The sequence below is a fragment of the Flavobacterium limi genome (assembly GCF_010645075.1).
GTDB classification, from domain to species: Bacteria; Bacteroidota; Bacteroidia; order Flavobacteriales; family Flavobacteriaceae; genus Flavobacterium; species Flavobacterium limi.
The window spans coordinates 24,324-36,115 of the sequence record NZ_JAADZV010000002.1; the positions used below are offsets into that span (position 1 = coordinate 24,324).

Consider the following 11,792-nt stretch of genomic DNA (forward strand, 5'->3'; position numbering starts at 1 on the left):
AACTCCCTATAGAAAATCTGTATGGGAGAGAATCTTTTTATAATAAATTAAAATCATGATCACCAAAAACAATTCATTTTTCACCGTAATTTTATCGTTGTTCGTCCTAGTCTCGTGTGGAGATAAAGCCAAAAAGAACCCAAATAAAATAAAAACAGTACCTGTCTATAAAATTACCTTAAAAGACACTATCGTTTCGAGCAAATTTGTTGCCGATGTACAAGCTAAAAATAATGTGGAAATTCATGCCCGTATCCCTGGATTATTGGACAAAGTGTATGTTAGTGAAGGGCAAAAAGTAAAAAAAGGACAAATACTTTTTAAAATAAGTGATGTGGAGCTGCAGATTCAGCTCCTAAAAGCAGAAGCTGTTTATAAAAGTGCAAAAGCCGATCTAAGAATCGCAACTGTTGAACTTGAGCAAGCCCAAACTCTTTTTAATAAAAAAGTAATTGCAGATAAAGAACTGGAATTATCAAAAGCAAAATATGAAGCTGCTTCCGCAAAAGTAGCACATGCTGTGGCAGAAAAAAAAGCCATTACACAGCAGATCAGTTTTACAACCATCTGTGCACCTTTTAACGGAACGATTGACCGTATTCCGTTTAAAGAAGGAAGTTTAGTTGAAAATGGTTCATTATTGACCACTGTTTCCCAATTAGATGATGTTTACGCTTACTTCTCAATTCCGGAAAATACGTATTTTCAAATGATGGAAGACAAAACTTTAAATACGCAGGGAGACATCAAACTGGTATTGCCAAACGGAATGGTTTACGACAAAAAAGGAGAATTAAGAACTGCCGACGGAGAAATCGACAGGCAAACCGGTTCTATTCAGTATAAAGCAAAATTTCACAATCCACAAGGGTTTATCAAACACGGAACTTCTGGAAAACTGATTATTTCAGAACCCAAAACAAATGCAATTTTAATTCCGCAAAAAGCAGTTTTTTCTATTCAGGACAAACAATACGTATTTCGCGTGAACAAAGATGGAGTAGTTAAAATGACAAATATTACAATTGAATCCACTCTGGATGATGTATACATCCTAAATGACGGTCTAAGAAGCGATGACCTTATTGTGCAGGAAGGTGCACAATCATTGAGAGACGGTGATAAAATCAACATGAAACAAATGTAGGTTATCGATCTGTAAAACAGTTATTTAATTATTTATCTAAAAAATTTAAAATGATAGAGCTATTTATCAGAAGGAAAATATTGTCCTTAATCATCTCGGTTATGATAGTCCTTCTGGGATTGCTGGCGTTGTTTCAGCTTCCCATTACCCAATTCCCGGACATTGTACCACCGTCTGTAACCGTTACAGCAAAATACACAGGAGCAAACGCAGAGGTTTCCGCCAATGCTGTCGCCCTTCCGCTCGAAAGAGCCATAAACGGAGTTCCCGGAATGACATATATGTCAACCGTAACTTCGAATGATGGTTTAACTTTAATTCAGGTTTTCTTTGAAGTAGGAACCGATCCCGATCTGGCAGCTGTAAATGTGCAGAACAGGGTTACCACGATTCTGGACGAACTTCCGGAAGAGGTAATTCGTGCCGGAGTTACGACCGAAAAAGAGGTAAACAGTATGTTGATGTACCTGAATATTACCAGTACAGACAAAACTCAGGATGAGCAGTTTATCTTCAATTTTACGGATATTAATATTCTTCAGGAATTAAAACGTATTGATGGTGTTGGTCGTGCAGAAATCATGGGGCAAAAAGAATATTCGATGCGCGTGTGGCTCGATCCGGAAAAAATGCTTTCTTATAATATTTCGGCTAATGAAGTAATTGCTTCGCTTCAAAAACAAAATATTTCTGCTGCTCCGGGTAAAGTTGGTGAAGGTTCAGGACAAATGGATAATCAATTGCAATATGTAATTAAGTATGGCGGAAAATTCTTTGAGCCAGGTCAATATGAAGAAATTCCGTTAAAAGCCAATGCCGACGGAACAATTTTAAGATTAAAAGACATTTCGAAAATCGAATTTGGTGCAATGAGTTACGGAATGGTTTCTAAAACTGACGGAAAACCTTCTGCATCAATAATGTTGAAACAACGTCCGGGCTCGAACGCATCTGAAGTAATTGCCAGTGTGAAAGAAAAAATGGCAGAACTGAAAGGCTCTTCTTTTCCTCCGGGAATGGAGTTTAATATTGCTTATGATGTTTCGCGTTTCCTTGACGCTTCTATTGATGAAGTATTAAGAACTTTAGTAGAAGCCTTTATTTTAGTGGCGTTTGTCGTTTTTCTTTTCCTTCAGGACTGGAGATCTACTTTAATTCCGGTATTAGCAGTTCCTGTTGCCCTTATTGGAGCTTTTACCTTTATGTCGATGATGGGATTCTCGATTAACTTATTGACACTTTTCGCTTTAGTTCTTTCTATCGGAATTGTGGTCGATAACGCAATCGTCGTTGTGGAAGCTGTTCACGTAAAAATCTCCGAAGAACACATGTCGCCAATGGAAGCAACTATTAGTGCGATGAAAGAAATTACAGGGGCTGTTATTGCAATTACGATTGTAATGGCTGCCGTATTTATTCCGGTTGCTTTTCTGAGCGGTCCGGTTGGGGTTTTCTACAGACAGTTCTCTTTAACAATGGCAATTAGTATTGTAATTTCGGGGATTAACGCACTTACCCTTACTCCTGCTCTTTGTGCGATTATGCTGAAAGCACACGATCCGAATAAAGAAAAAAAATCACTTTTAGATCGTTTCTTCAACAGATTCAATCATTGGTTTGATACTATTACTTCAAAATACATCAAAGTATTAGTAAAATTTGCCGACCGTAATACCGTTACAGTTGGTTTATTAGTGCTCTTTTGTGTGTTAACCTGGGGAACAACAAAATTTTTAGCGTCAGGATTTATCCCTACGGAAGATCAGGGAATGGTTTACGTAAGTGTTACAACGCCACAGGGAGCAACCGTAGAACGTACTGAAAAAGCATTAGATGAAGTAACCCGAATCGCAAAGCAAATTAAAGGTGTTGATAACGTAACGACTCTTGCAGGATACAGTATTGTAACTGAAATTGCCGGAGCTTCTTACGGAATGGGAATGATCAACCTGAAGGACTGGAGCGAACGCGATATTTCGGTTACGGAATTTATGGCGGAACTTACAGAAAAAACAAAAAACATTACCGACGCACAAATCGAGATTTTTGCACCACCAACCGTTCCTGGTTTTGGTAACACGAGTGGTTTCGAGCTTCGTTTATTAGATAAATCTGGTGGAAGTATTACTAATACCGATAAAGTTACCAAAGAATTCCTCAAAGAGTTAAATGGGTCTCCGGAAGTTCAAAATTCATTCTCGAGTTTTGATGCTACTTTCCCGCAGTATTTAATTCATATTGATTACGATTTGGCTGCAAAAAAAGGAATTTCTGTAGACAACGCCATGAGTACTTTGCAGACGATGTTAGGTTCTTTTTATGCTACCAATTTTATCCGTTTTTCTCAAATGTATAAAGTAATGGTTCAGGCTAGCCCACAATTCCGTCAAAATCCGGAAAGCATTTTGGATATGTATTTGAAGAATGACGCTGGCGAAATGGTACCGTTTTCAACTTTCATTAAACTAGAAAGAGTTTACGGTCCGGAGGTTTTAACACGGTATAACATGTACATGTCAGCTATGATTAACGGTGAACCTGCTGAGGGTTATAGTTCTGGAGATGCCATTGCTGCCGTTGAAAGAATTGCTGCCGAAAAATTGCCAAGCCGTTTTGAACTGGAATGGTCAGGTATGACGCGTGAAGAGATTCTTTCGGGTAACCAAACAATATACATTTTTGCACTTTGTATCCTTTTTGTATACTTATTATTAGCAGCACAATACGAAAGTTTATTGCTACCGTTCCCGGTATTATTGAGTTTGCCTGTTGGAGTTTTCGGCTCTTACATTGCACTTGTAATGGTCGGATTAGACAATAACATTTACGCCCAGGTTGCACTCGTCATGCTGATTGGTCTGCTCGCCAAGAATGCCATTCTGATTGTAGAATTCGCAATGGCACAAAATAAAACCGGACGTGATATTGTTGAAGCTGCAATAGAAGGTGCCAGGCTTCGTTTCCGACCTATTTTGATGACTTCATTTGCTTTTATTTCAGGATTGATTCCACTTTGTATTGCTTCTGGTGCTGGTGCAATCGGTAACCGTTCAATCGGTACTGCAGCTGCGGGTGGAATGCTTATCGGAACAGTATTTGGTCTTTTAATCATTCCCGGACTTTATATACTGTTTGCGAAATTGGAAAAACGGATGAGCAAGTCAAACAATTAATTCGTTGAGCAAAACAGAGTAAAAAAATCTAATTTGATCTGCTTAAATCTTTTAAAATCTGCGTGAAATGTTTTTTTGACATTATTTTTTCACGCAGATTTATACAGATTAATCTAAGCTAATAAGTACAATTAAAGATATCAATATTTCTACATGTCTTAAAAAATGCTTGACAGATTGAAAAAAATAAATTTAAACAATGAAAGAGATATTAAATCAATATAAAAATACTGATGTGATAAGGACAACCAAAAGTGCTGTTGTGATAACTGGAATTTTACTTTTGACAGCTTGTTCTGCGCCAAAAGTCAGCAGTAAATTAAATGCTGCAAAACTTCCTGAGAATTTTGATGCTCAAAGAAAAGAAGCCTCAACAGAAAATTTTATTCCGTTAAAAACAGAGAACTTCTTTAAAGATCCGAAATTAGAGGAATTATTACAGAAAGCCATTACCAAAAATCCTGATTATTTAATCATGCAGGAAAGAATTTTAATTGCCAATTCGCATTTAAAAGTGGCAAAATTGTCCCTTCTACCCTCTTTAGATCTTGTAGCAGATGCTTCCGGAACACATTTTGGAAAATATACCATGGAGGGGGTTGGTAATTACGATACTAACTTTTCTCAGAATATTACCGAAAAACAAAGAATTAATGAAGATGTCACTCCTAACCTGTTTTTAGGTGGAAAAGTTTCCTGGGAAGCTGATATCTGGGGAAAACTGAGCAATCGTAAGAAAGCTGCGCAACAGCGATTTTTTGCTTCTCAGCAGGGAATGCGGTTGTTGCAGACACGCTTATTAGGCGATGTTGCTGATTTGTATTTCAAATTGATTGCTTTGGACAAACAAGCTGCGATTTACGACAATAATCTAAAAACACAGGAAAAAGCGCTGGATATTGTCTCATCACAAAGATCGGTTGGGAAAGCTACAGAATTGGCTGTACAGCAATTTAATGCACAAAATAATAATATCCATGCTGAAGCTTCAGAATTAAAATTAAGCATCGATCAGACTGAGAAAGCTTTACTGACACTTTTAGGGGAATACGGTGGGAAAATTGACAGAAGCAACGATTTCTTATCGGGACATTTAGACGTTTTAAACCAAAAAATCAGCGTGGATTCTATCATTCATAAAAGACCGGATGTTTCTGAAGCTTACTTCGAATTATTAGCGAGTAACGCTGATGCCAAATCGGCCCGGGCTGCCTTTTTTCCAACTGTAAATGTGGGCGGTTATGCAGGTTTTAATTCGTTTTCTTTCAACACTCTTTTTGATGCAGGATCTTTCGCGTGGCAGTTATTAGGCGGTTTGACAGCTCCGGTTTTCAACAAAGGACAAATCAGACAGGATTTTTATGTTTCCAACAGAAGACAGGAAATTTCATTTCTTCAATATCAAAACACAATTACAACCGCTTTCAACGAATTAAGTGCTTTATTGCGAAGAAACGAAGCTTTTGAAGATGTTCTGAAATACAAAATGAATGAAATTGATCATCTGGAAATTGCCGTAAACGTTTCAAATGATTTGTATCTGAGCGGTTATGCCAATTATTTAGAAATCATTAATGCGCAGCAAAACAAGCTGCAGGCTGAACTTGACTTTGTGGACATTCAATTAAAAAATGCGGAATCTCAGGTTTTATTGTATAAAGCCTTGGGAGGTGGAATAAATTAATTGATATAAATTATTGGTCGTAAACTTTTTACATTAGTGCTAAAAACTACGGTTATAAATCTCATTCGTTTAGGCGAGTGGGATTTTCAATAATTTTAATTAATTGCAGATTATAAAAATAAAAATCCAGAAATTCTTTTCTGGATTTTTAACTGCTAAATAGAAATAATTATTCTTTCTGATCAACAAAAACATATAATTTCTGTATTTTACCATTCTCAATTACAAATAAATCCATCCCACTGACGACTATTGGTTTTTCTTTTGAACCAAACTGCCAGTACAATCGGGCTATATTATGATTGGTTTCTACTGATTTGGCAGTAAATTTAAATTCAGGATTTTTAGTCTGAAGTTCTACAATGAATTTACTGATATCGTTAATTCCTTGAGCAATAAAATGACGATCGACCATTTCTACATCAGAAGCATAAACTTGTTTTAATAAAGTTTTACGTTTTGCTTCCTCTTTTTCGTTCCAGATTTTAAGATGGTTTTCTACTATTGTTATATTCTTTTTTGAATCGAAATCATCTGGTGTTGTTTTTCTAACGACTGCATTTTTTGGTGACCATAGTATTGTTTTAGGATTTGCTTTTTCATACCCCTTTCCGTTTGGATACGAAACCAATTCCATTTTAGAACCCCAGGGCGTTTCAAAATAAACCCAAGTTTCGCCGGCTGTATCTCCTGATGGCATTGTAAAAGGCTCTCCCAATATTTTTACGCCTTTACTATTTAAAAATTTTACAGCCTTAGTAATATCATTTACATAAAAAGCAATATGCGAAGCTCCAATATCATCAGTATTTGGAAGGTTTAAACTTCCTTTGTTGTCTGCATATTCAAATACTTCAATGCTGGCTCCGTTTCCTGCATTGATCATTTTTATGGTAACCGCACCAGTTGCAGGATTGATATGATTTAATTTTTTCCATTCAGCGTCAAGCGGAATTGGTCCTAATTGTGTTACAGGAGTAAAACCAAGTACATCGCTAAAAAATGTAACCGCTTTATTGAGATCTGGCACATTGATTCCGACGTGATCAATTCCGACAATTCCTGGATTATTCTGTGCTGCTGCTTTTTCTGATGCAGAAAATAATATTAATAAATTAAGCATTGCTGCTGCTGAAGTTTGTACTTTTTTATTTGATTTTTTATGAGTTGATTTCATGATTGCATCTATTTTTTATTGTTATTGATATTTGATATTGTTATTTAATTAGTGTAAGCTGCTAGCCATTTTGCTTTAATATTGGCACGGGCTTCTATAAATTCTTTATCAGTTCCCTGAGCAATGGCGTCTAATGGAAAACGAAGCGGTCTCTCCCCTTTTTTCATACTTACCAATTCCAAAATTCCATCTGCAATAGTCTGAGGATTCATTTCGAACTGAGCCATTTTACCAAATAATGCCGTTCCTAATGCATTAAATTTTTCTGTTGCTGCTTCTCCGTATTCTTTAATAATTTCCGTTTTATCAGCGTGAATTCCAGCTTTAGAACCGTTATTCATTTCTGTTGGATATACGCCTGGCTGAATGCTTACGTTTTCAATTCCGTAATCTGCTAATTCATCTTGTAATCCTTCAGTAAAGCTTTCTACGACAAGTTTTGAAGCGATGTATGGAACCATAAAAGGAAGTGTGTGTCCGCTGGCTCCGGTTGTAATATTAATTACCAGTCCGTTTCTTTCTTTTCTCATAGAAGGAAGCACCGCCTGATACATACGAAGAACGCTGTAAACGTTGACATCGAACATTTTACGAACCTGATCAACAGAATAACCTTCAAGCAGACCAAAACCGCTTACCGCCGCATTATTGATAAGGACATCAATTTTTCCGTATTTAGTGATTACTTTTTCGATAGCTGTTTTAACTGAAGTATCTTCCGTAATATCGATATCAACTACTTCAATGTTTTCTATTGCGTTTAGTTCTTTCGCAGCAGCGGTATTTTTATCGTTTGTATTGCGCATCCCTGCAATAACGGAGTGACCTGCATTTGCTAATGTGATAGCTGTAAGTTTTCCAAAGCCTGTACTTGTTCCTGTAATAAAAATTGTTTTTGACATGATTTCTACTATTTAAATGTTTATAATGTTTGTTTCTTTTGAACATTACAAAGTTGCGATGAATGCAAAACCTGGACATTGATTAGAAATAAGTAAAAACTTGATCTGGATCAAGAGTTTGAAAGGAGCATAAAAAAAGGAACTTTAAAAGCTCCTGATATGATTTATTTTTTTGCTGTTTGTTTGCGAATGCGACTTAAGGTTTCGGGTGTCATGCCGAGGTAAGAAGCAATCATAGTCTGTGGAATTCTTGAAGCAAAACCCGGATATTTATTGATAAAGTTTAAATACTTTTCTTCGGCCGTTAAAGTCAGCGAGGCCTGAATTCTGTTTTGGGCCGATATGAAACTTCTTTGCAAAATCGTATTTACTATATTATTAAGCGCTGGAATCTCTCTGCAAAGCATTTCAAAATTTTCGTGGGTAAAAAGTACCAGCTCTGTATCTTCGATAGCATCGATATTAAAACGGGACGGTTGCTGCATCATTAAACTTTCGCGGTCGCCTGTCCACCAGTTTTCAATACTAAAGCTATTTACGTGCTCACCTCCTTTTTCGTCAACCGTATAAGTTCTTACACAGCCTTGAGTTATAAAAGCATCATACTTCCAGACATCTCCTTCCTGAAGCAGATATTGTCTTTTTCGAAGTTTTTTAATAATAGCGAATGATTGTATACGCTCTGATTCTTGCTGCGTTAGTTCAGTCTTATCGTCAAGATACTTTTGGAATATTTCATACATAGCATGTAAAATTATGTAAATACCAAATGATGCGCAAATTTTGAAATTAACAATAACACTGGTAAACCATTTTTTGATACTTCCTCCCGATACGCCGTATAATTTTGGTGCAGACAGGGTAAATCCATGGACCATATAGTGGATTTATTTCAAAGGGAAACTGGCTTCATCATTTTTAATACTGCCCATAATTCCATATAAGATTTTGCCTGACGCTAATTCCAGATTACAGGACAGGATAGATATGTTTGAGGAAATATATGAAAACTTAGAGCTGAGTTTTCATAATGATAGAATGTAAATCTAAACATATACATATATAAAATTCAAAAATAATTTTAAGTAAAACTTTAATTAATGTTTTTAAAACAATTAATTTCAATATTTTAACTTGTTTTTTATTTAAGTTAATGAATTTTAAAATAAAAAATTAAGAACAAACAATATGCAATTCAGAACATTTTTAGTTGAGAGATTTTTGAAACTCCTATATTTGAAATGTGAAATAATTTCCTAGTATAATAAAGTCAATATGAATTTTATATAATCTCAATCTAACAGTGAGAGTTTATTTTAGCTTATTTCTGATTTGTATACAATTTTTTTGTTCTGGTCAAAATTCTTTTCAATTGTTGAAACAGGATCTTGAGCGCAAAATAGTGTATTCTGATTTCAAAAAAGCCTTATATATCATTAACGAAAACAGGGAGCGTTATACTGATGCGAAAAAAAATGAGCTGGACGTTATGAAAGTAAAAATTCTAACTGAATTTGGGCTTTATGATGAAGCTTTTAAACTTTCTCAAAATCTTTTAGACAATCCTCAGATTAAAGAAGATCAAAAACTGAAAATTCATGTCGAAAGAGCTCTTATTTATGAAATTAATGATGACCATAAATCATGCTACTCTGAATTGCAAAAAGCAGAAGCAATATTTTTAAAACATCCGGAATTTAAAGTTAAAAATTACACCAATTTTCTTATCCGAAAATCTTCTTATTACAGGGTCAATGGCTTTTCAAAAAAAGCATATGAGCTTGCTCTTCATGCAAAAAAGTATGCTCAATCTGTCAACGACAAAGTGAATATGCCGGTTGTAGAACTAATATTGGGACTTGGCAACCGAAAAACAAATTCTGAATCCGAATTAAGGCATTACAACCGCGCACTTTATTTATATAAGCAACTGAATCATTATGAAGCAGTCATTTCAATGTTTAGCAATCTGAGTTATTATTATTTTCGCAAAAAGGAATATAAAATAGCTAATATTTATATAGATTCAGCTATCACAATTTCATCAAAATCAAATGTTCTAGATTATAAAGCTAATGTTTTTGAGATAAAAAGTGATATTCTGGAAAAACAAAATAAGGCAGACTCTGCATTATATTATTATAAAATTGCTTCAGAATTATATAGGAAATATAGTGGTGAACAAAAGGATCTTAAGATAAAAGAACTCGAAACAGCATATAATTTTGATAAAGAAAAGGCAGAAAAGCAATTGCTTAAAAAAGATATCAGAAGCACAAGAGTGTTAAATACCACTCTTTTTATTTCAATTCTTGTTTTAGCTTTTTTTACCTGGAAAATCAAAAAAAATGAAAGAAAAATAGAGATCCAAAAGCAAAAAATATCTGAGAACAACATTACCTTAAAAGCCAATGTTGAAGAGAAACAATTTCTTGTTCAGGAGCTAAATCATCGCGTTAAAAACAACCTCGCAGTAATTTTAAGCCTGATTGATTTTCAAAAAGACCAGGCAAAAAATGAAAATTACAAAAGTATATTTGATGATCTGCATCAGCGTATTAAAACAATAACTATCGCTCACGAATTTTACACCTACAGTGTAAATTATAACGATAATGATTTAATTGAAGTTACAAATTATATAAACAAGATCATTGAATCCCATCAAAACAGTGCTTTAAGGAACTTTAAGTATGTAAATGAAATTGAATGCATTTTTTTTAATGTTGATAAAATTCTGTCTCTGGGACTCCTGGTAAATGAATTGGTTACAAATTCGATAAAGCATGCCAAATCAGGAGATGTACAGCTTGTTATACATCTTAAGCTAAGAAAAACAAATAATGAAGTGGAATTAAGTTATTCAGATAACGGAACAGTTTTTAATTTTGAGAATAATAACAACTCTCTGGGACTTTTAATTATTGAGGGAATGGTGAAACAATTGAAAGGAAATTATACAAGAGAAAAAGCAAACTATAAAATAGTATTTCCCCATGTTGGAACATAACAGAAGAATATTGATTGTAGAAGACGAAGTTCTGATTGCACTCTCATTAAAAAAAATGCTGGATAAAGTTTTCGTTTCCGAAATTGCCCATGATTTTGAAGAAGCCAAAATGCTCCTGTCACATAAATCGTTTGATCTGGTTCTCATAGATATTTCCCTTTCCGGTGATAAAACGGGTCTTGATTTAGCTAATTTTATCAATATCAATATTTCTATCCCTTTTATTTTTACCACTGCGCTTACTGATCCGGGTACCCTGGAAAAAATTACAAATCTGAGACCCTCTGCTTATCTGTCGAAACCAATAGAAAATGTGAACCTGATTACGGCAATAAGACTGGCTTTAGCTAATGATGATGCAATTTTTAAAATTGAGCTGGGAAAACAGATTTATTATTTTCAGGCGAAAGATTTCCTTTTTGCCGAAGCAGATCATGTGTATGTTGAAATTCATTTAAAATCCGGTAAAAATCAGATTCTGAGAACAACGATGGCGTATCTGGAGGAAATTTTTCCGTCGAAATATTTCAAAAGAATTAACCGAAGTGTTGGTGTAAACCCATACCATATCTCAAAAGTTGTAAATGATAAGTTATTCATTGAAGACAGGGTTTTTAAAATTTCTAAAAAATTTTGATTTTGTTTTAGAACAAAAAAAAGGTGTTTCAGAACATTTTTTAAAGGGTTAGATCATAAGTT

The 11,792-nt window shown here is 34.8% G+C and carries 8 protein-coding genes; 5 read left to right on the forward strand and 3 right to left on the reverse strand.

The features are described 5' to 3' along the window. The first annotated feature begins 55 nt into the window (after positions 1–55). From GXM16_RS04875 to GXM16_RS04885, 3 genes are all read left to right on the forward strand, one after another. On the forward strand, positions 56–1,147 hold the full coding sequence (locus tag GXM16_RS04875; RefSeq protein ID WP_163393286.1) for an efflux RND transporter periplasmic adaptor subunit: 1,092 nt from the start codon (positions 56–58) through the stop codon (positions 1,145–1,147). A 50-nt stretch (positions 1,148–1,197) separates the two neighbouring features. Then, complete coding sequence (locus tag GXM16_RS04880; RefSeq protein WP_163393287.1) at positions 1,198–4,320, forward strand: efflux RND transporter permease subunit; 3,123 nt, start codon at positions 1,198–1,200, stop codon at positions 4,318–4,320. Positions 4,321–4,519: 199 nt separating this feature from the next. Continuing rightward, positions 4,520–6,004 (forward strand): TolC family protein, encoded by a 1,485-nt coding sequence (locus GXM16_RS04885; protein ID WP_163393288.1) that lies wholly within the window; start codon positions 4,520–4,522, stop codon positions 6,002–6,004. A gap of 169 nt (positions 6,005–6,173) precedes the next feature. Here the strand turns inward: GXM16_RS04885 and GXM16_RS04890 are convergent, their stop codons facing one another. From GXM16_RS04890 to GXM16_RS04900, 3 genes are all read right to left on the reverse strand, one after another. Then, the gene (locus GXM16_RS04890) at positions 6,174–7,181 is read right to left on the reverse strand and encodes a VOC family protein (RefSeq protein ID WP_163393289.1); all 1,008 of its coding nucleotides are present in this window, start codon (positions 7,179–7,181) and stop codon (positions 6,174–6,176) included. A 44-nt stretch (positions 7,182–7,225) separates the two neighbouring features. After that, entirely contained in the window at positions 7,226–8,083 is an 858-nt protein-coding gene (locus tag GXM16_RS04895) for an SDR family oxidoreductase (RefSeq protein ID WP_163393290.1), read from the reverse strand. A gap of 164 nt (positions 8,084–8,247) precedes the next feature. Then, positions 8,248–8,961 carry a Crp/Fnr family transcriptional regulator gene (locus tag GXM16_RS04900; RefSeq protein WP_229684251.1) on the reverse strand — a complete coding sequence of 238 codons (714 nt, stop codon included), beginning with the start codon at positions 8,959–8,961 and terminating at the stop codon, positions 8,248–8,250. Positions 8,962–9,455: 494 nt separating this feature from the next. Between GXM16_RS04900 and GXM16_RS04905 the strand changes: the two genes are divergently transcribed. Together GXM16_RS04905 and GXM16_RS04910 are read left to right on the forward strand one after the other, a co-directional pair. After that, positions 9,456–11,093 carry a sensor histidine kinase gene (locus GXM16_RS04905; protein ID WP_163393291.1) on the forward strand — a complete coding sequence of 546 codons (1,638 nt, stop codon included), beginning with the start codon at positions 9,456–9,458 and terminating at the stop codon, positions 11,091–11,093. Beyond that, on the forward strand, positions 11,080–11,730 hold the full coding sequence (locus tag GXM16_RS04910) for a response regulator transcription factor (RefSeq protein ID WP_163393292.1): 651 nt from the start codon (positions 11,080–11,082) through the stop codon (positions 11,728–11,730). The genes GXM16_RS04905 and GXM16_RS04910 overlap by 14 nt, the downstream gene beginning before the upstream one ends. Positions 11,731–11,792 lie beyond the last annotated feature (62 nt).